General features: G+C 51.7%; 17 protein-coding genes. 12 read left to right on the top strand and 5 right to left on the bottom strand.

Features of this window, described 5'->3' with window-relative positions:
• A complete protein-coding gene (locus tag ACPAOP_RS00565; protein ID WP_423708922.1) occupies positions 1 to 846 on the bottom strand; it encodes an undecaprenyl-diphosphate phosphatase in 846 nt (281 codons plus the stop codon).
• Between the two features lie 445 nt (positions 847 to 1,291).
• On the opposite strand from ACPAOP_RS00565, the gene ACPAOP_RS00560 reads away from it, so the two are divergent.
• Positions 1,292 to 1,759: a hypothetical protein gene (locus ACPAOP_RS00560; RefSeq protein WP_423680871.1), complete on the top strand. Its 468-nt coding sequence runs from the start codon at positions 1,292 to 1,294 to the stop codon at positions 1,757 to 1,759.
• A gap of 323 nt (positions 1,760 to 2,082) precedes the next feature.
• On the top strand, positions 2,083 to 5,448 hold the full coding sequence (locus tag ACPAOP_RS00555; RefSeq protein WP_423708921.1) for a PAS domain-containing protein: 3,366 nt from the start codon (positions 2,083 to 2,085) through the stop codon (positions 5,446 to 5,448).
• A 58-nt stretch (positions 5,449 to 5,506) separates the two neighbouring features.
• Here ACPAOP_RS00555 and ACPAOP_RS00550 read toward each other — a convergent pair whose 3' ends face one another.
• Together ACPAOP_RS00550 and ACPAOP_RS00545 are read right to left on the bottom strand one after the other, a co-directional pair.
• Entirely contained in the window at positions 5,507 to 5,764 is a 258-nt protein-coding gene (locus tag ACPAOP_RS00550) for a YkgJ family cysteine cluster protein (RefSeq protein ID WP_423708920.1), read from the bottom strand.
• Positions 5,751 to 5,882 carry a hypothetical protein gene (locus tag ACPAOP_RS00545; protein ID WP_423708919.1) on the bottom strand — a complete coding sequence of 44 codons (132 nt, stop codon included), beginning with the start codon at positions 5,880 to 5,882 and terminating at the stop codon, positions 5,751 to 5,753. Before ACPAOP_RS00545 ends, ACPAOP_RS00550 begins: the two co-directional genes overlap by 14 nt.
• Positions 5,883 to 6,197: 315 nt before the next feature.
• Between ACPAOP_RS00545 and ACPAOP_RS00540 the strand changes: the two genes are divergently transcribed.
• From ACPAOP_RS00540 to ACPAOP_RS00500, 9 genes are all read left to right on the top strand, one after another.
• Positions 6,198 to 6,830, top strand: coding sequence for a TetR/AcrR family transcriptional regulator (locus ACPAOP_RS00540; protein ID WP_423708918.1), 633 nt, complete (start codon positions 6,198 to 6,200; stop codon positions 6,828 to 6,830).
• Between the two features lie 84 nt (positions 6,831 to 6,914).
• Positions 6,915 to 8,051: an efflux RND transporter periplasmic adaptor subunit gene (locus ACPAOP_RS00535; protein WP_423708917.1), complete on the top strand. Its 1,137-nt coding sequence runs from the start codon at positions 6,915 to 6,917 to the stop codon at positions 8,049 to 8,051.
• A 3-nt stretch (positions 8,052 to 8,054) separates the two neighbouring features.
• Positions 8,055 to 11,231: an efflux RND transporter permease subunit gene (locus tag ACPAOP_RS00530; protein WP_423708916.1), complete on the top strand. Its 3,177-nt coding sequence runs from the start codon at positions 8,055 to 8,057 to the stop codon at positions 11,229 to 11,231.
• 77 nt (positions 11,232 to 11,308) lie between these two features.
• The gene (locus tag ACPAOP_RS00525; protein WP_423680880.1) at positions 11,309 to 11,959 is read left to right on the top strand and encodes a protein-L-isoaspartate O-methyltransferase family protein; all 651 of its coding nucleotides are present in this window, start codon (positions 11,309 to 11,311) and stop codon (positions 11,957 to 11,959) included.
• Between the two features lie 24 nt (positions 11,960 to 11,983).
• Positions 11,984 to 12,307 (top strand): rhodanese-like domain-containing protein, encoded by a 324-nt coding sequence (locus ACPAOP_RS00520; RefSeq protein WP_423680882.1) that lies wholly within the window; start codon positions 11,984 to 11,986, stop codon positions 12,305 to 12,307.
• 23 nt (positions 12,308 to 12,330) lie between these two features.
• On the top strand, positions 12,331 to 13,653 hold the full coding sequence (locus ACPAOP_RS00515; RefSeq protein ID WP_423680883.1) for a TolC family outer membrane protein: 1,323 nt from the start codon (positions 12,331 to 12,333) through the stop codon (positions 13,651 to 13,653).
• Positions 13,654 to 13,861: 208 nt separating this feature from the next.
• Positions 13,862 to 15,100 (top strand): efflux RND transporter periplasmic adaptor subunit, encoded by a 1,239-nt coding sequence (locus ACPAOP_RS00510; RefSeq protein WP_423708915.1) that lies wholly within the window; start codon positions 13,862 to 13,864, stop codon positions 15,098 to 15,100.
• Positions 15,097 to 16,326 carry an FtsX-like permease family protein gene (locus ACPAOP_RS00505; RefSeq protein ID WP_190477424.1) on the top strand — a complete coding sequence of 410 codons (1,230 nt, stop codon included), beginning with the start codon at positions 15,097 to 15,099 and terminating at the stop codon, positions 16,324 to 16,326. The genes ACPAOP_RS00510 and ACPAOP_RS00505 overlap by 4 nt, the downstream gene beginning before the upstream one ends.
• Positions 16,319 to 17,020, top strand: coding sequence for an ABC transporter ATP-binding protein (locus ACPAOP_RS00500; protein WP_423708914.1), 702 nt, complete (start codon positions 16,319 to 16,321; stop codon positions 17,018 to 17,020). Before ACPAOP_RS00505 ends, ACPAOP_RS00500 begins: the two co-directional genes overlap by 8 nt.
• A 42-nt stretch (positions 17,021 to 17,062) precedes the next feature.
• Here ACPAOP_RS00500 and ACPAOP_RS00495 read toward each other — a convergent pair whose 3' ends face one another.
• Both ACPAOP_RS00495 and ACPAOP_RS00490 read right to left on the bottom strand, forming a co-directional pair.
• Positions 17,063 to 17,374, bottom strand: a complete 312-nt coding sequence (locus ACPAOP_RS00495) for a hypothetical protein (protein ID WP_423708913.1) — start codon at positions 17,372 to 17,374, stop codon at positions 17,063 to 17,065.
• A 75-nt stretch (positions 17,375 to 17,449) separates the two neighbouring features.
• Positions 17,450 to 18,049: a hypothetical protein gene (locus tag ACPAOP_RS00490; RefSeq protein WP_423680888.1), complete on the bottom strand. Its 600-nt coding sequence runs from the start codon at positions 18,047 to 18,049 to the stop codon at positions 17,450 to 17,452.
• Positions 18,050 to 18,268: 219 nt separating this feature from the next.
• Here ACPAOP_RS00490 and ACPAOP_RS00485 point away from each other — a divergent pair, with 219 nt between their 5' ends.
• On the top strand, positions 18,269 to 18,775 hold the full coding sequence (locus tag ACPAOP_RS00485; protein WP_423708912.1) for a hypothetical protein: 507 nt from the start codon (positions 18,269 to 18,271) through the stop codon (positions 18,773 to 18,775).
• Positions 18,776 to 18,911 lie beyond the last annotated feature (136 nt).

The raw sequence follows: 18,911 nt of genomic DNA, 5'->3' as shown, positions 1-18,911 counted from the left end.
TTAATCAATCCATTGAATCATGCCAGTATATGCGGTGATCAGAATCATGATGCCGAACGCGATGCGATACCAGGCGAACACATTGAAATTGTGTGAGCTGATGTAGCGCAACAGCCAGCGTACGCAAAAGAAAGCAGAAATAAACGCCGCCACAGTGCCAAGGCTGAACATCGGCAAATCTGCCATCGATAATTCATTTCTGGCTTTGTAGAGCGAATACACCGTGGCGCCCAGCAGCGTTGGTATCGCCAGGAAAAAGGAGAATTCGGTTGCTGCTTTGCGCGACAGGCCGAACAGCATACCGCCGATGATGGTTGCGCCGGAACGGCTGGTGCCGGGGATCAGCGCAAACGCCTGCGCGATGCCGATCTTGAGCGCATCGAGTGGTGTCATGTCATCAACGGTCTGTATCCGTGCATGGCTGTCATCGTGCGTGTCTGCACCTTTCTGATTGCGTTCTACCCACAGAATAATCAGACCACCGACGATGAAGGCGAGCGCGACTGGCACCGGGGCAAATAACACCGCTTTGATGTGTTTGGAAAACAGCAGGCCAAGAATGGCTGCAGGAAAAAAGGCGATCAGCAAATTGAGTGTGAATTTGCGTGCTTTGGGATCACTTCCCAGACCGGACAATACCGAGGCGATTTTGGCGCGGTATTCCCAGCACACAGCGAAAATAGCACCGGCTTGAATCACGATTTCAAAGACTTTTTGCGTCTCACCGGTGAAATTCAACAGGCTGCCGGTCAGGATCAGATGACCGGTGGAAGAAATAGGCAAAAATTCCGTCAGACCTTCGACGATGCCCATGATGATAATTTTAACGGCGAGCAGTAAATCCATAGCGTTTGTCACTTGTTTAATCGATGTTGAAGCGGACGATGCTGAACCGGGCGGAAGCCGCAGTTTTAGCAGGCACGAAGCTTAACATGCCGGAGGAGACTCAATTCCGGTTTTTGCCGTCCACCTGCGGGGAAACCGGAGTGAAAATGCATACTCCCCCCCTATTTTTGAATAATACGCTTAACCTCAGCGTATTTGCTGGGCTGTTTTAGATACTGGGGGGAGTATTTTTTTACTTATGTAGAGCCAGTTTTAGATATGGAAATCAATGCCGTGCAGATATTGCTACGCATGGTATCGATATTTAATACTTAATTAAAAATTATTGTCGTTTTTGTGTGGTTTAAAGATACTTTGCGCATCTGTCGTGATTGCCTTGCTGAGTGATGCGATGGAAAAGGAATGCAGATGTCTGCAGATCATTGCCAGCAGAGGAGAGATCACCGTGCAAAAATCCGGCATACAAACCAGCGCTTCTCTGAAGCAGCAAGCAAATTCAGAGACCTATTTTCAGGATTTTCCGGAAACCGCAGAAATTGCGGCGAAGGTGCCAACGAATATGGGGCCGTATCAATTCGTCGTGAAACCATCCCGTCCGACAAAAGGTGCGGTGATGGAAGTTGATCATCAGGGTGCGCGGATTATCTCAGCGCATCTGCCTACGCCATTTGCGCGCGGACAGATACTGAGTGCCAGCATGAACGTGCGCGGTAGTGAATATTTATGTCTTGCAGCCAGGTCTGTGTCTAAGATGATTTCGAACAGCAAATGCTGGTTCGGGATTTTCCGGGCGGATGGTAAAAAAGTTTATGCAACAGTGCTCGAGCAGCAGCTTGATCTGGTCAAAGCGCACGAAGATGGTGTCTCACTTTTTTTTCTGAATGGCGACACCATGCGCATGCGCCTGATGTAATCCTTTGGGCTTGGTGTACGCCTGAGCCGACGCAGATTCCCCATGTATCCCGTTATCGGGATTCTTTACATCGTCACTCGCTGACGATGTTTTTTTATAGTCATCAGATTTGTTATCCCGAGTATTTTTTTTGCAATGCAAAGGATGCATCAGAATGTCAATCTTTGTGTCACTGGTTTGATGTAGCCGTAGTTTTCATAAGAATAGAGTTTTCGCCCTATTTTGTTTTATCTGCAGATCGCTTATTCTGGTTCCGGATAAGCACGCTGAGCTCAGCGCGCATGGAATAGCAGATTGCCGAAGTAAAAACGGCAGTTGAAAGCATGGCGAAAATGATAACCGGCAGAACGTTCTCTCACTATCGTAATTTCTTACGCCCGCTCAGTGCGTTTGCATTGGCGGTATTGTTGTGTGCGCTGTATTGGGCACAGTTACTGCGTTATCAGGCATCTGAGTTAGAGGACAATAAATATCAGACACGTTTGCGGGCGGTGCAGATGTCGGCGGCGATGGTGACGCAGGTCAGCTCATCGATCTCTGCCCTGGAATACCTGGCGCGTACGCTGGCGACGAAATTCGTGACAGACCCAGCGCCGGATTTTTCGCGTTCAGTGGAAACTGCACTCAAGACTTTTCCGCCTGACAGTATTCTGCAGATTGCTGTTGCCAACGCCAGCGGTCAGGTTGTGTATTCCAGTCTGGCAGAGCAGCAGGATAAGGATGTCAAAGTATCGATTGCAGACCGTGAACATTTTCAGGCGCACGCACATGGCGGTGCAGCGAAATTATTTATCAGCCGGCCGGTGATGGGGCGTGTTTCCGGCAAGTGGTCAGTGCAGTTTTCCTATCCGGTTCAGCGTGCCGGTCAGTTTGCCGGTGTGTTGGTGTTATCGATATCGCCCGATTACATTTCGAATTATTTCCGTGAGGTGTTTTCCGGTGGCAGTGACGTCGCGTTTGTTGTGCGCAATGATGGCAGCTATGTGGCGCGCTCGGTGATGCAGGATAAAGCGATGACACAGATGGTTTTGCCAGAACGTGAATTTATTCGGAATCCGCAGAAAACTCAGGGTGAATATCATGTCAAGACGAGGATGGATGGTGTTGACCGGTATTACGCCTGGAACCGCCTGAAAGATTATCCGCTGGTGGTCAGCGTCGGGCTCGATAGTGATCGCGCGCTGACCAATCTGAACGAGGCAATCTCAGACAGCCGCTGGAGAAATGCACTCGGTACTTTCGTTATTCTGTCGGCCGTACTGTGGATTATTTACTTGTTCGAGCGTGTGCACCGCAAACAGATTTTGCTACAGGAGAATATGCAGCGTTTCGACATGGCGCGGCAAGGCGGTGAGTTTGGCGTCTGGGACTGGGATCTGAATACCGACAATATGCACATAGATAGTCGCATCACGTCGATTTTAGGAATTACGAATACAAATCTGGAACATAGTACGGCCGGTCTGCGGCGCATGATTCATCCCGATGATTGGCCAGGAGTGCGTAGCGAGCTGGAACGGGTTCGTACTGGGGAACGTGACAGTATTGAGAATGAGCACAGGATGCGGAGCGGTGATGGCACATGGCGCTGGATCAGTGTCCGTGGCAGGGTTGTTCTGCGTGATGATAACGGGCGCGCTCACAAATTGTCCGGCATTTTTATTGATATTTCTGCCCGCCGGGAAATCGAGGCTGCACGCATGGAACTGGAACAACGCCTGACTAAACTGGTGGCGCAAGTCCCAGGTGTTGTTTATCAATATCGTCAGCGTCCTGATGGCAGCGGTTATTTTCCTTATGCCAGCCCGCATATTGCAGAGATTTACGATACGACTCCCGAAGAAGTGGCAAAAGGTATTGAGTTTCTTCTGGCACGGGTACACCCGGATGATCTGCAGCAATTGCGTACCACCATTGATGAATCTGCGATTAAGCTGACGCCGTGGTTTAACGAATACCGTTTTATCCGAGATAACGGTCAGATACGCTGGCTGTCCGGATGTTCGAATCCCGAACGCGAGCCTGACGGCTGCACCTTGTGGCACGGCTATATCCAGGATGTGACTAAGCAGCACGAAGAACATGAGGCGCTGCAAAGAAGCGAGGAACGTCTGCGCCTGACGGTGATGGCGGTACAGGACGGTTTATGGAACTGGGATCTCTGCAGCGGTCAGATTCATCTCGATGCACGTTGTCATGAAATGCTGGAGTATCCGGCGCAAGACGGCAGCATACAGTTTGATGACTGGTGCCGCCGGCTGCATCCGCAGGATAGTCAGAATGTGATTCAGCTATTGCACCGCCATATCGAGCGCAGCGAGCCGTTCCATGTTGAAACCCGCATGCGTACATCCCGTGGAAACTGGCGCTGGGTTGAGATCCGCGGTCAGGTAACACAGGAATTAAATGGGAAAGGGCAGCAGGTCATCGGTACTCAGACCGATATCAGCCTGCGCATGGCAGACACTAAGCTGCGCAGCGCTTTACTCGACAATGCTGCTGCCGCGTTGTTCGTAACGACGCCGGAGCGTGTGATCCGCCTTGCTAATCAGCGTGCAGTCGATACATTCGCGGAGAATGGAACGCCATTATCCGGCTTGAGCATACGCTTGCTTTATCCGGATGACGTATCGTTCGAAGCCTTTGCCCGGCATTACAACACGGTGCGTGAGGAAGGCGGAATCACGATAGATTATCAACGCTTTGTCGTGCGTGGAAAGTTCCGCTGGTTTACCGTGCATGGCAGCTTGCTGGATCCGGAGAACCCTGACGGCGATCTGATATGGACGATGGTCGATACGACGGAACGCAGACGGATAGAGGAAGCACTGCGCAGTACCCGTGCGCATTTGTTCGAAGTGATACAGCATTTTCCGGGTGGTATTCTGGCGCAAAATCAGAATGGCGATATCGTTGTTGCAAACCGGATGATCTGTGATTTTCTGGCAGTGCAGACGTCACCTGCCGCGCTGACCGGACTGGATAAGGAAAGCTTTCGCAAAATGGTTGCGGAAGATGTTCTGGATGCAATTAAAGATCCGATTGTCGATGGCGAATACAATTTACCGGATGGCCGCACGATCAGACTCAATTTGATTCCTTTAAAAAATGGTGCGGATGATATCGGTCGTTTGCTGATTGTCAGCGATATCACTGAGCGGCGTCGCCACGAACGGAATCTGGAATACTTAGCGACCACCGATGCACTGACAGGATTAGCGAACCGGCGAGCGTTCATGGCGCGTCTGCAGGCTGAACTGGCCTTGATTGCAGCTGGCGGCAAAGGTGGGATGCTGATTATGCTCGACCTTGATCACTTCAAACATGTGAATGACAGTTACGGACACGCTGCCGGTGATGCGGTATTGGTTCATCTCGCTGATCTCCTGCATGGCAACAGCATGCGTAAAGGGGATCTGGCTGGGCGTCTGGGAGGGGAGGAGTTCGCGGTATTGTTGCCGAACACGACTGCCGAAGACGGCCTGATGGTTGCCGAACGCTTACGTACAGCACTCGAGGACAGCAACATCAATTCGGGCGAAGGTCATGTCATCCGGATCGCGCTGAGTGGTGGCATTGCGCCGCTGCGCGGCAGTCCTGAGAGCATATTGGCGGAAGCCGACGCCGCGTTGTATCAGGCGAAGAATAGCGGACGTAACCGCATCGTGCAGGCACAGAATGCTGTCTAGCGCCGGACCAGTCTGATCCTGCAGACGCGCATGCGAACGAAGAGGGAGCACGAACGGTTCATGCCGGTGCGGTCGCTTTTTCCAGCTCATGTAGCCATACCATTGCGTGTTCGCGCTGTGTTCCGCACATCTCTTGCGTTGCCTGCAATCCTGAGCAGCATGCCGGACGTTCAGGCTGCCCAAAAATCAGGCATCGCAGATCATCCGCCAGCTGAATACATCTGACGCCGGCTGGTTTGCCTTTTGGCATGCCGGGAATAGGACTCGAAATCGACGGTGCGATACAGCACGCACCGCAAGCTTCACGATATTGCATAGTCTGCTTTCACTATTGAGGAGAAGATCAGGCCATCTGCTTGCTGCATGAGATGCCAGGCATGTGCTGTGGTGCCTGAACCTGTGCAGGCCGGAATGCGGAAAGAATAATTTTTCATGTCTGTTTTGCTGCAAGATGATTAAAACGAATCTGTTGCGGGTATGCGGAGTCAGATTAGGACATACCGGTGACACCGTGAATTCATCATTTTAAGTGTAGATTTTTGCATTTTGTCGCATTGACGTGGTTTTGCTGCAGCCTTTCTTGCATGATGTGTGTCTAAACGCAGCTTGACGCTATCCTGACTGCGGATTACATTGATGACTCACGGGTAAGTTATTTGCACTTACAGAGGCTGCATGTGCCAATTTACGGTCATAAGTGACCGGATTGCACATGCACTGTCAGGATTCAGTTAGAAGTGATCGTTATGATGTCATGTCCGTTTAAGCCTAAGTGGGAGCGCCGCAAGGAAGCTCGCCCTAAGGAGCTGCTTGCTGCTGCTTTACATCTGTTTGTTGAGCGTGGTTTTGCGGCGACCCGTCTGGATGATGTTGCCAAGGCCGCTGGTGTCTCCAAGGGAACCTTGTATTTATATTTTTCAAGCAAGGAAGATTTATTTAAAGCGGTGGTGCGTGAAAGTATTGTTCCTCTGCTCGGCGAAGCCGAGGGAATGATCGATGAATTTGAAGGAAATACTGAGAGCCTGTTTCGTCAGCTGACGCTCAGCTGGTGGCAGAGCATAGGCGAAACCAAGCTATCAGGTTTGCCAAAACTGATGATGGGAGAAGCAGGTAATTTTCCCGAGCTTGCACGCTTTTATCAGGAAGAAGTGATCGCTCGCGGTGAAAGGCTGCTGGTCCGTGTGCTGGAGCGAGGCATGGAGTGCGGTGAAATACGGAAAGTGGATCTCGAAATAGATACGCGCTTGCTGATTGCGCCCGTGATCATGATGATGATGATGTGGAAGCACTCATCATGTGTGTGCCAGATTGAGCCGGAAAAGCTCAGCGTATATCTGGAGCATTACATCCGGATGGCTTGGAATAGTTTGGTGATCCGGTAGGAATAAGGCTGTTCTGCTGCTTTGCAGAGAATCATAAATAAAAAAGGATGAACCCGTTATCAGCGGGCACACAGGGACGCGTCTATGTTGAAGCAACGTAAAGTCTTGCTATTGGTTTTATTCATTGCAGTCGCAGTTGCGCTGTTTATTGCAAAAAAACACTCTGCCGGCAGCGCGGTGACTGCGCCAGCAATTCCGCTTACTCCCACCGCTGCCGTTTTAGAATTTTTACCCACAGATGTTGTTACTGTTGCACCCGGAGAGATCCGTCAGTTACTGAATCTGACAGGCGCATTACGGGCATACAATCAGGCGCCGGTCAAAGCCCGAGTTGCCGGGGAGGTGCGTGATGTACTGGTACGCGAGGGCGAGTCTGTCAGTGCCGGACAGGTATTAATTCGCATGGAGACCAGCGATTACGAAGCGCGTGTAACACAAGCCGAAGGCGCACTCGCGGCCGCCCAGGGACAACTCGAAATTGCCCGCCAGACCCGAGATAATAATCAGGCTTTGCTGGCAAAAAATTTCATTTCAAAAAATGCCTACGACAATGCGATGAATCAGTACGCGATTGCTGTCGCCAATGTTGACAGTGCCAGAGGTGCGCTTGCCGTGACCCGTAAGGCGCTCGCAGATACGTTGATCCGCGCACCTATCGCCGGTCTCATCAGCAGTCGCAATGTACAACCGGGAGAGAAAGTCTCGCCTGACAACCGATTGCTGGATGTCGTTGATTTAAGCATCATGGAGCTCGAAGCAGCGGTACCAACGTCCGACATAGCCAAAATCCGTAGCGGTCAGAACGTGCAGGTAAAAATTGAAGGAATACCGGCACAGATCGAAGCTAAGGTATTCCGTATCAACCCGGCGACCAGTAGTGGCACTCGCTCAGTGATGGCGTATGTGCAGATCGCTAATACTGACTTACAACTGCGAGCAGGCATGTTTGCGCAGGCGCAGCTGGAGGTCAGTAAAAAAGAGTCGGCGCTGATGATCCCCGCGGCTGCAGTGCAGTATGACGCGGGTAAAGCTTACGTCTATGCGATAGAAAATAATGTCGTCCAGCAAAAAATGATTACACCCGGTTTGCAGGGAGATAACCACGGAATCCCCGTAGTGGAAGTGCTGTCGGGCCTGACTGCCGGTAGCCAGATTGTTAAAACCAACCTGGGCAGTATGCGTTCGGGTATACCGGTGAAGTTTGCCGTGACGAAGGGGTAATCCATGTGGTTTACCCGTATCAGTATTGGTAATCCTGTGCTGGCAACCATGATGATGCTGGCATTTGTGGTGCTGGGCCTGTTTTCGTACAAACGTCTGCGTGTTGATCAGTTTCCGGACATTACTTTTCCGGTAGTAGTGATCCAGACCGACTATCCGGGGGCATCACCGGAAACCATAGAATCAGACGTAACGCGTAAAGTCGAAGAGGCGGTGAATACCATTAATGGCATCAGCGCCCTGACTTCACGCTCATACGAGGGTTCGTCGGTTGTGATCATGGAATTTGATTTAAATATCGATCCGGCGCAGGCGGCACAGGATGTACGTGAAAAAGTCGCGTTGGTGAAATCGAATTTCCGTAAGGAAGTCAAAGAGCCTCGGGTAACCCGCTATGATCCATCGGATAAACCTATTTTTTCAGTGTCAGTTACAGGTGATGATACCGTCAAAAAAAGGGACTTCCGTGAATTAACGACGATCGCTGATCAGTTAGTAAAGAAACGTCTGGAGAATGTGCGCGGTGTTGGCTCTGTCACGCTGGTTGGCGGTGTCAAACGTGAGATCAAAATTTATATCAAACCGGCAGAACTGGAAGCGTTGAACATTGGTGTTGAGCAGGTGATCAGCGCGGTAAGAAATGAAAATCAGGAGTTACCGACCGGAGCAATACGCTCGACCGACAATGAAAAAGTAGTACAGATACAGGGACGCATAAAAAATCCTCAGGATTTTGCGCGCATCATCGTCACACGACGCGGTGGTCAGGCCGTATTGTTGTCGCAGGTCGCAACCATCGTTGATGGTCAGGAAGAGCAGGAGAGTCTCGCGTTGTATAACGGTCAGCGTACTGTCGCACTCGATATCCTGAAAGCCCAGGGGCAAAATACGATAGAAGTCGCTGACGGACTGACTGACGCATTAAAAGCTCTGGAACCACAGTTAAAAACCTTATATCCGGGCGTAAAAGTGCAAGTGATTAAAGATGGCTCACGGCAGATACGCGTCGGTGTTGAAAATGTCCGTCGCACCCTGATCGAAGGCGCGCTGTTAACCGTTCTGATCGTCTTTCTGTTTCTGAATTCCTGGCGTTCCACAGTGATCACCGGATTAACTTTACCGGTTGCGCTGATCGGTACGTTTCTGTTCATGGATATGTTCGGATTCACGATCAACATGATTACCCTGATGGCGCTGTCGTTGTGCGTGGGCTTACTGATTGACGATGCCATCGTTGTACGGGAAAACATCGTTCGCCATGCCGGTATGCGGGTCAATGGGCGGTTCAAAGACCATCATACTGCTGCGCTCGAAGGTACGGCTGAGATCGGTCTGGCGGTCTTGGCGACGACGTTTTCGATCGTTGCGGTATTTTTGCCGGTTGGTTTTATGGGTGGCATTATCGGTCGTTTTTTCCATCAGTTCGGTATTACCGTCACGGCTGCTGTGCTGATCTCTATGTTTGTATCCTTCACACTCGATCCTATGTTGTCATCGGTCTGGCCGGATCCCGATGCACACGGCGATCATGGTGATAAAAAGGGACTGTATGCAAAAACAATAGGTCGTGTGCTGGCGCAGTTTGAACGGGGTGTGCAGTGGTTTTCAGCGCAGTATCAGGATTTATTGCGCTGGTCCCTGAAGCACAGAATCAAGACCCTGCTGATTGCATCACTGACCTTCTTTGCCGGTCTCGCTATTCCGGCGACAGGACTGATCGGTACCGAGTTTGTACCACAGGCAGATTATTCAGAAACCGGTGTGACGTTTTACACGCCAGTCGGCTCATCGATTGAGCTGACCGAGAGTAAAGTTCATCAGGTCGAACGTGTGTTGAAGGAGTTTCCCGAAGTTGTTGATACTTACAGCACAGTGAATACCGGCGCCGCGTTAGGGAAAAATTACGTGACTGTTTTTATGCGTTTATTACCGCGTAAAGATCGCGTCCGCAGCGCGTCGCAGATAGCGATTCCTCTGCGTCAGCGCTTGTCGCAGGTGGCCGGTATTACTGTAACGCATATCGGTGCTTTAGATGGTGTGGGTGGCGACAACAAACAGCTGCGTTTCAGTCTGCAAGGCTCGGATCTGAAAGAGTTGGCGAAGTTATCAGAAAAGGTGCAGGCTAAATTACGCGATATTCCCGGCATCGTCGATATTGACTCCAGTCTGAAAGCCGAAAAACCGACGATTTCCGTCACGCCCAAGCGTGATGCCGGTGCGGACCTCGGCGTTGGTGTGGCGCAGATTGGTGCTGCGTTGCGACCCTTGCTGGCTGGTGAGGCGGCGTCGACCTGGCGCGGCCCGGACGATGAAAATTATGATGTCTCGGTGCGCTTGTCTCCGGAAAACAGAAATAAGCCTGATGACTTGTCACGTCTGATGCTGGCGAGTTCACAACTGAATCCTGATACCTCGCCGAAAATGGTGCCGCTACATCAGGTGGCCGATATCACGGCATCGACTGGTGCAAACCAGATCAACCGGCGCGACCTGAACCGTGAAGTTGAATTGTCGGCGAACGTCGTGGGCCGTTCCGCCGGAGCAGTCGGAAACGATGTAAAAGCAGCTTTAGACAGTATGACCTGGCAGCCGGGTTATCGCTACAAAATGGGTGGCGCCAGCAAAAACATGGCGGAATCATTTGGCTACGCGCTGTCCGCGCTGGCGCTGGCAGTGATTTTTATTTACATGATTCTGGCTTCGCAGTTCGCCAGCTTTTTGCAACCGCTCGCGATTATGTCGGCGTTGCCGATGACTCTGATCGGTGTATTTCTTGCGCTGATGTTTTTCCGTTCAACGCTGAATATGTTTTCGATCATCGGCTTCATTATGCTGATGGGGCTGGTGACAAAAAATGCAATTTTGCTGGTTGATTTTGCCAATCAGGCGCGCAACGACGGCATGGAACGGATGGAAGCACTGCTGGAAGCCGCCCACGTACGTTTGCGCCCCATCCTGATGACGACGCTGGCGATGGTGTTTGGCATGGTGCCGCTGGCGTTTGCACTGTCTGAAGGTTCTGAGCAGCGTGCCCCCATGGGGCAGGCAGTGATAGGCGGCATTATCACTTCTTCTTTACTGACGCTGGTGGTGGTCCCGGTGATTTATACCTATCTGGATGATTTCGGAGTCTGGTTAAAGAGAAAATGGCGTAAAGAAAAGACATTAAATAGCGCTTAATACCCGAATCAGACCCGCATTCAGGCAGTGCTTTGATAAAATGCTGGTTCCTTTAATTAATGCAATCGAGTGAACAAATGAATATCGAAAAAGCCCGTTTCAACATGATTGAACAACAAATACGTCCCTGGAACGTGTTGGATAAGGATATTTTAGATATGTTGATTGTGGTGAAGCGGGAAAATTATTTTCCGCAAGATCAGAAAACGCTGGCTTTCTTTGATACGGAATTGCCATTACCGGATGGCTCTAAAGCGATGAGCCCCAAGCTGGAGGCGCGCATTGTTCAGGAAGTGAATCCGAAGAAGCAGGAATCGGTACTTTTGATCGGTGCTGCATCAGGATATCTGGCGGCTTTGCTTGCTTCTGTGTCCAGCCATGTCACCGTGCTGGAAACTTCGCTGGTGCTGAAAGAACTTGCTGAAAAAAATCTGGCAGCCGATGGCGTGCGTAATGTCAGTGTTTTGCTGGCAGACGGATTGTCTGGCCAGCATACAGGTTCCTATGATGTGATCGTGGTTGCCGGTGCGGTGGAATCGATTCCTGAAACACTGAAAAAACAATTGAATGTTGGCGGCCGTTTGCTGGCGATTGTTGGTCGCTTGCCAGTCATGCACGCAGAGCTGATCACCCGTTCTGCGGATGCTGTGTTCAATACACGAAGCGTGTTTGATACCGTCGTGAATGCCGCTCCCGGCGCTGTACCTTCTTCGCAATTCAAATTCTGATACCGGTAGTGAAATAGAAAACGTATGCAACACATCACCGCTCAAGAATTAGCTCAATGGCTGACAGACAGCAATAAAAAACCTCCGGTTTTGCTCGATGTACGGGAACCCGGAGAGTATGAAATTTGTCATATCGAGGGCACACAGTTGATGCCCATGCAGACTGTTCCGCAACGGTTCAATGAACTGGATGAAGATGCGACGATAGTCTGTATTTGTCATCACGGTGGTCGCAGTATGCAAGTCGCTCACTTTCTCGAACACCGGGGATTCAGCAAAGTGATTAACCTGACTGGTGGTGTGCATGCGTGGGCACAGCAAGTCGATCCGGCCATGCCGACCTATTAACTAACTTTTATTCGGAGTGTTTCATGCGTAATCCAGTTGTTGCCGCACTGCTTGCAAGTGCATTTCTGTCGCTGAGTGCAAATGCGACTGATTTGCTGCAAATTTATCAGGATGCATTGGCGAACGATCCACAATATGCGAGTGCTCGTTCATCGTTAACTGCTGGTCAGGAAAAGTCAGTTCAGGGGCGCGCAGGTTTGTTGCCAACGATAGGTCTGAGCGGCAGCGATACGCGTTCACGTGTCGAATCACAGCCCGATATTGCCAATGCTGACCGTAATTTTACGACACTGACAAACACCTGGTCACTGGCGCTGTCACAGCCTTTGTTTCGCTGGGCGAACTGGCAGCAATACGAGCAAGGTAAATTGTCTGTGATGATCAGTGAAGCGCAGTTTGCGCAGGCAAAACAAGATCTGATCGTACGTGTCGGTCAGGCTTATTTCGATGTGCTGGCAGCACAAGATACGCTGGCGACATTACAGGCGCAAAAAGTAGCGATTTCAGAACAACTGGCATCAGCAAAACGCAACTTCGAAGTCGGTACTTCAACTATTACCGATACGCACGAAGCACAGGCTCGTTACGACCTGGCAACGGCGCAAGAGTTTGCCGCGCAAAGTGATTTGCAGGTGAAGCGTTCGGCCTTACAGCAAATCATCGGCAAGGAAACAGGCGAGCTCGCGACACTGAAAGCGGGCGTGAAACTGAATTCGCCACAGCCAGCAGCGGTCAATGAGTGGGTCAGTTCCGCTGAAAAACAAAACTTCAATGTGGTGGCATCCGAAGTTGCCGTCGAAGTCGCCAAACGTGAAATCGAGAGAAACCGTGCCGGACATTATCCGACGCTGGATCTGGTAGCAAGCACTGGTCGCACTGCGACAGGCGGCGCGTCTTCTACCGGCACCGGTGTCGTGAAACCGACAACCATAGGCGTGCAATGGAGCATTCCATTGTTTGCCGGGTTTGCAGTTGACAGTAAAGTGAAAGAGGCAGTTGCATTGCAGGAAAAAGCCCGCAACGATCTGGAAACCAATCGTCGCAGCGCAGCGCAAGGCGCGCGTCAGGCTTACACTGGTGTGACCAGCGGTCTGGCACAGGTTAAAGCGTATGAAGCGGCAGAAATTTCCAGTCAGTCTGCATTGGATTCAAATAAGCTCGGTTATCAGGTGGGTGTCCGTATCAACATCGATGTGCTGAATGCGCAGCAACAGCTGTACACCACACGTCAGAATCTGGCGAAAGCACGTTACGACACGATCATGAATGGTCTGCGTCTGAAGTCAGCAGCGGGTACATTGAAAGAAGAAGATTTATCTGAAGTCAACGCCTTGTTACAGCACTGAAAAAACAACGCAAGACGATACCGGGACCACTACCCGGGAATAAAACGGCCCGCTGATTGCGGGCTTTTTGATTTTGATCAGGTCAGTTTGTTGCATATCAATTTGTACTTCAGCGCAGGACGAACACTGGCGTATCATAATCAATGATTACTGGTACAACGACGCTGTTGTCCAGTCTGGCACATACTCTCACTCATGAAAGTCATTTATGGCCTTGCCCGGGTTTCTGAATAAGCGTTGGCTGATACCGGTTTTTGTTCTGGCAGGATTGTTGTTACTGACCGGACTGATATTTTCCTCTTCCCTGTTTGGCCCTCGTCTGACGGTTTTTTCATTACAGCGCGGTGAATTAGTACAAACCGTGGTCGCCAGTGGTCGCGTCGCAACTCCGGCCCGGGTGGATATCGGTGCGCAGATTACCGGGCGTGTTGCCAGCGTTCCGGTCAAAGAGGGGCAGACGGTCAAAGCGGGAGATGTATTGATAGCGCTGGCTGCTGCCGACGAAATAGCAGCACTGGAGCTGGCGCAGGCGAATGTCCGGCAAGCAGAGGCCAGACTCAGGCAGTTGCAACAACTGACGCAGCCGACTGCGGAGCAAGTGCTGGTACAGGCGCAGGCCAATCTGATTAACGTGGAGAAGCAATATCAGCGCACCCGCGAGCTGGTTGCACAGGGGTTTGTCGGTAAGGCGCAGCTTGATGAGGCGCAGCGTGCGCTCGATGTTGCGCGAAGTCAGTTAAAGAGTGCGCAATTCCAGCTGCAATCGAGTAAGCCCGACGGCAGCGATTATCAACTCGCTGTTGCCGGATTACAGCAGGCGAAAGCGAATCTGGCGGCAGCGCAGGCCAAACTTGAGCACACCAGAATCACGGCGGTGGTGGATGGCGTCCTGATTGCCAGAGACGTAGAGCGTGGCGATATCGTGCAGCCGGGCAAAATCCTGATGGTGTTATCGCCCGCAGGAATCAGCCAGTTAGTGGTGCAGATAGATGAAAAGAATCTGCGTTACATCCGTATGGGGCAGTCTGCCTTCGGCGTGACTGATGCCTATCCCGGGCAGAAATTTCCGGTACAAGTCGCGTATATTAACCCCGGCGTTGACGCGCAGAGGGGCTCAGTGAATGTCAAATTGAACGTATTAAAACCACCGCTGTTTCTGACGCAGGATATGACAGTATCGGTGGAGATAGAAGTCGCCAGAAGTCAGAATGCTTTATCGCTGAATGTAGAAGCGATCCGCGATGCGAGTACGCTGCATCCGTGGGTGATGGCTGTGGTGGATGGCCGCGCAGTCCGGCGTCCGGTGACAATAGGCATACGCGGCGATAAAAGCGTGGAAATAACTTCCGGGCTGGATCAGCATGACGTCGTATTGCCAGCGACAAATATGACGATAGAGGCGGGGCAGCGGGTACGTCCTGTCGTCACGAAAAATCCGCAGTCATGAATAGCTGGCTTCCTTTTGAGTGGATAGTCGCCACCCGCTTTTTGCGCGAGGGGCGCATGCAATCGCTGTTCATTATCCTCGGAGTGGCCATTGGCGTCGGCGTAATTGTGTTTATGTCGGCCTTACTGGCTGGCTTGCAGGCCAATTTGTTTCGCCGCGTGCTGAGTTCGCAGCCGCATATCACGCTCGAAAGGCCGAAGCAGCAGGCGACGCCGGTACTGCTTGCCGCACCGGGACAGCAGATCGTGACGACGATACAAAAACCGTCGCAGCGCGTGAATACCATCGACCAGTGGCAGAAAATCCGCGATCAGGTCGAGGCTCGCAACGACGTTGTGACCGTCTCACCAACCACAACTGGGCCGGCACTGGTGGTGCGCGGCAGCGCCACCCAATCGGTATCAGTGATCGGCATTTTGCCCGAGCAATACAACAAGATCGTGCCGCTCTCCGAAAAAATAACCGCCGGCGTTTTTCGCCTGACGAACACCGACGTCATGATAGGCACGCAACTCGCGGAAGACATGGGCGTTGGGCTCGGTGATAAATTACGCCTCAATTCAGCAGCAGGCACCAGTCTGATCTTAAATATCGTCGGCATTTTCGATCTGGGTAGCCGCGCTGCCAATCAGCGTAACGTGTATGTGCTGTTGTCGACCGCACAGAATTTATTGAATATGGTCGGTGGCGTGTCGAGCATAGAATTAACGGTGCATGATCCCTACAGCGCAGAGGATATTGCGCAATCTATTGCCAACAGTACGGGGCTGAACGCGCTGAGCTGGATTACCACCAACAGCCAGTTTTTTCTGGCGATGCGGGCGCAGACCTATTCCAGTTTATTGATCCGTCTTTTCGTTGCGCTGTCGGTGGCAGCGGGGATCGCCAGTGTGCTGGTGGTGTCGGTTGTGCAGCGGCAAAAAGACATAGGCATCCTGCGGGCGATGGGCGGCAGCCGCGGGCAGGTGCGGCGGATATTCCTGATACAAGGTGCGCTGGTTGGTTTAGCGGGATCTGTGATCGGCTCTATGATGGCGGTTGGCTTACTGGCGATGTGGAAAATCGTTGCCAGAAATCCAGATGGCACGCCCATGTTTGTGATTAATGTCGATTGGCAGTTCTTTGTCTGGAGCGCGTTGCTGGCGATGCTGGCCGGTGTGCTTGCTGCGGCGACCCCGGCGGTGCGTGCCGCGCGACTTGATCCTGTGGTGGCGATCCGTGGCTGATACTGTCCTCCTTCTTAAACAAGTTTGTAAATCGTATGCTGTCGGCACACCGGCAGAAACGCAGGTGTTGTTTGATATCGATTTACACCTGCAGCAGGGCGAGTTTGCCGCGTTGATCGGACCTTCAGGTTCAGGTAAAAGCACCTTGCTCAACATCATAGGTTTACTGGATCGTCCCAGTGGCGGGCAACTGATCATGACCGGGCAGGATACCGGCAATCTGGATGAGGCGCGGCTGACGCAGTTACGCGGGCAGGCTATCGGCTTTGTTTTTCAGTCGCATTATCTGCTCACTGCGTTCAGCGCGACAGAAAACGTGATGATGCCTATGCTGATGCAGAATGGTCGTCCGGATGATCGTATGCGCAAACGGGCACAGCATTTGTTAGCTGAAGTGGGCTTGAGGCAATGGCAGGATAGTCTGGTGGGAAATATGTCGGGTGGCCAGCAACAAAGGGTGGCGATCGCGCGGGCGCTGGCACTGAATCCGCCGTTGATACTCGCAGATGAGCCGACCGGTAATCTCGACACCAAATCCACTGACGCTATTTTTGAGCTGATGCGTAAAGTGAATGCCGATCAACACACCACGTTTCTGATGGTGACGCACAATATGGAGTTGGCAGAACGTTGTGATCGTACGATAGAGCTGATTGATGGCAGGATTGCACCATCACGTGCAGCAGGCTCCTGAACACAAGACCTGGTCAGATGCCTCGGCTGCTGCAGAGATCATTCAGCTGAACCAGTTTCTGACGTTAAGACCGATAAAGTGTCCGAACACCACGATCAGCGTGAATGGCAGCAGCGCGACAAAGGTCAGTGCGATGATTTTCCAGAGCAACCATAACTGACGGGAAATCAGCGGGATGACAGCCCATATGCAAGTCAGGTAGACCAGCACCAGTGAGAACATGAACAGCATCAGCAGCAATCCCTCGGGACGATATGGGGCTGCAATCGCAATGATGGCGCTCCATGCGACCCAGGCAGAGAGTGCTGACCACATAATCCTGTGAGCAAATTCCATGACAGGTAAAGACCTCATCGGATGATTCCTTTCAGGGTAAGTGTGCCGGAAATCTGCACTTCCCGGCATCATGTCTGCGGTCAGGAAAGTGCCTTATCGGTGTTGCTGCAAATGATTGATCAATTGATGCAAGCCCGCGGTCATCGCTTGTACTGAACCGAGCATATCCCATTGATCATCGCCGATTTTAACGTAATTCGATACTGACCGGAGTTCCAGAAATTTTTGCTTTTCCAGTTGGCAGATATGGAAAAAAGCAGCACCTTCCATGTTTTCGATATCACATTGGCTGTTATCGATAAACGGTGCCATGGCTGCATTCACGGAAATGCCGTGCGCCAGAGGAAAGGGTTGTCCGGCGGGGATGTGTTCGCAGTGCAAGGTGTGACGGCGTTCAAATTCCATCTCTATGGGCAGATGTGCCATGTGCACAAAGCCTGTCGGTGTGAAAAAGCCAAGATCGGCCTCGACTTCACTCTCTACCAGCACAACATCACCGATCTTGAAACGTGAATGAGGGAATACGCCGGCAATGCCGGACAGAATCAGCATGTCAGGGCGGTGCTCATGTATCGCTTTGACGGTCGCATACGTGGTTGCCGTCAGGCCGACGCCGGAAACAATACTGATCACGTCATCACGCTGAAACAGGCTGGCTTCGGTTTGAGTAGGAAACAGAACAATGATCTTCATAGGAGGAGAGTCGGATTCATGGGGAAAGGGTGTAAGGTATTGCGTATCCTGATCGGCTGCCATGTCGCACATCAACAAAATGCTGTAAACCTTTTTCCCTGACGGAACGTTATAGCGGATACAGATACCTGCGGCCAGTCAGATCAGAACAGGATTGCGACGCTCAACTTGTTGCCATGCACATTGTTGTCAGCAGCAGAGACAAATGAAAGGGCTTATATGAAAAAATTGATTTTACTCGCGGCGCTTACCTCCTCATTGCTGAGTGCCGGGGCTGCATCAGCACAAAACGTCAATTTATCGGTGCAATTCGGTCAACCCGGTTTTTATGGGCAACTGGATATCGGTAACTTCCCGCAGCCGCAATTAATTTATCGCGAACCCCGTATCGTGTATCGCAGCCCGGCACCGCAGCCGCCGCTGTATCTGATCGTACCTCCGGGCCATCGTAAGCACTGGGACAAACATTGTTCCCGTTATGACGCCTGTGGCCGTCCGGTGTATTTTGTGACCGAGACCTGGTACAACACCCAGGTGGTGCCGCGCTACCGTGACGGTCAATATCGTGAGCCGCATCGCGACTATAACAACGGACCAAACCGTGGTTACGATGGTCGTGATGACAGAGATAATCGCGAACACGGTCGCGGCAGAGATAATGACTATGGACCCGGCAATGGTCGTGGTCGCGACAATGGGCACGGCAGGGGACAGCACAACGATTAATTGTCCGGTGGCTGGCGAACGATGTCTGTGGCGGTTTTAGCGTAGGTATTGTGCCCGGGCATTCCGGAATGGCTTCAGGTGGTCGGAATATACTCCCGGGGGTATATTCCGACCGCCTTTGTTTATAAGGACATTC

The sequence above is a fragment of the Undibacterium sp. WLX3042 genome (assembly GCF_049544825.1).
GTDB lineage: Bacteria > Pseudomonadota > Gammaproteobacteria > Burkholderiales > Burkholderiaceae_D > Undibacterium.
This window is presented reverse-complemented; position numbering and strand designations above follow the sequence as displayed.

Coding starts and splice junctions, on each gene's coding strand:
- ACPAOP_RS00565 (WP_423708922.1), bottom strand. CDS start 846: ATGGATTTACTGCTCGCCGTTAAAATTATCATCATGGGCATCGTCGAA.
- ACPAOP_RS00555 (WP_423708921.1), top strand. CDS start 2,083: ATGGCGAAAATGATAACCGGCAGAACGTTCTCTCACTATCGTAATTTC.
- ACPAOP_RS00550 (WP_423708920.1), bottom strand. CDS start 5,764: ATGCAATATCGTGAAGCTTGCGGTGCGTGCTGTATCGCACCGTCGATT.
- ACPAOP_RS00545 (WP_423708919.1), bottom strand. CDS start 5,882: ATGAAAAATTATTCTTTCCGCATTCCGGCCTGCACAGGTTCAGGCACC.
- ACPAOP_RS00540 (WP_423708918.1), top strand. CDS start 6,198: ATGTCATGTCCGTTTAAGCCTAAGTGGGAGCGCCGCAAGGAAGCTCGC.
- ACPAOP_RS00535 (WP_423708917.1), top strand. CDS start 6,915: ATGTTGAAGCAACGTAAAGTCTTGCTATTGGTTTTATTCATTGCAGTC.
- ACPAOP_RS00530 (WP_423708916.1), top strand. CDS start 8,055: ATGTGGTTTACCCGTATCAGTATTGGTAATCCTGTGCTGGCAACCATG.
- ACPAOP_RS00525 (WP_423680880.1), top strand. CDS start 11,309: ATGAATATCGAAAAAGCCCGTTTCAACATGATTGAACAACAAATACGT.
- ACPAOP_RS00520 (WP_423680882.1), top strand. CDS start 11,984: ATGCAACACATCACCGCTCAAGAATTAGCTCAATGGCTGACAGACAGC.
- ACPAOP_RS00515 (WP_423680883.1), top strand. CDS start 12,331: ATGCGTAATCCAGTTGTTGCCGCACTGCTTGCAAGTGCATTTCTGTCG.
- ACPAOP_RS00510 (WP_423708915.1), top strand. CDS start 13,862: ATGGCCTTGCCCGGGTTTCTGAATAAGCGTTGGCTGATACCGGTTTTT.
- ACPAOP_RS00505 (WP_190477424.1), top strand. CDS start 15,097: ATGAATAGCTGGCTTCCTTTTGAGTGGATAGTCGCCACCCGCTTTTTG.
- ACPAOP_RS00495 (WP_423708913.1), bottom strand. CDS start 17,374: ATGAGGTCTTTACCTGTCATGGAATTTGCTCACAGGATTATGTGGTCA.
- ACPAOP_RS00490 (WP_423680888.1), bottom strand. CDS start 18,049: ATGAAGATCATTGTTCTGTTTCCTACTCAAACCGAAGCCAGCCTGTTT.
- ACPAOP_RS00485 (WP_423708912.1), top strand. CDS start 18,269: ATGAAAAAATTGATTTTACTCGCGGCGCTTACCTCCTCATTGCTGAGT.